The 530-nt window shown below is 35.7% G+C and carries 1 protein-coding gene; it reads left to right on the top strand.

All coding sequences use genetic code 11. The features are described 5' to 3' along the window. Positions 1-530, top strand: a 530-nt coding sequence (locus tag ACYVRH_RS14350; protein ID WP_461257550.1) for a retropepsin-like aspartic protease, incomplete at both ends; no start/stop codon positions are given.

Genomic DNA, 530 nt, shown 5'->3' with positions numbered 1-530 from the left:
AGGCTGCAGTGGCAAATAAACCTACACCCGGCTTATGCTTTACAGCAACATATAAAACTATCTCCCGTACTCTTCGCTCGAAAGTACATGTACAATCGCCAATAACAAAAAATGATGTTGAAGCAAATGCAATATGGGATACAGGCGCGTCACGATCTCTTATTACTCCGAAAATAGCAACACAATTGGATTTAAAACCTATTTCAAAAACTTTAATGGCTACACCTTCTGATAAAAATATTCAAAGTAATGTTTATTTAATAAATGTCCATCTTCCGAATAGAGCTACAATTGTTGGTGTACAAGCTCTTGAAGGAACTCCAAATAGTTGCGATATGCTTATCGGTATGGATGTTATTTCTTTGGGAGACTTTGCTGTAACAAATTTTAACAGTAAAACCATGTTTTCATTTCGTACGCCGTCAATGGCTGAAATTGATTTCACAAAACATTCACATATTGAACCAATAAAAAATGAAAATCGTAAAACAGGAAGAAATGATCCTTGCCCATGCGGAAGCGGAAAAAAA

This window comes from Treponema sp. R80B11-R83G3, from assembly GCF_054786115.1.
The sequence above is the reverse complement of the archived record's forward strand: the minus strand, read 5'-3'. Positions and strand labels throughout refer to the sequence as shown.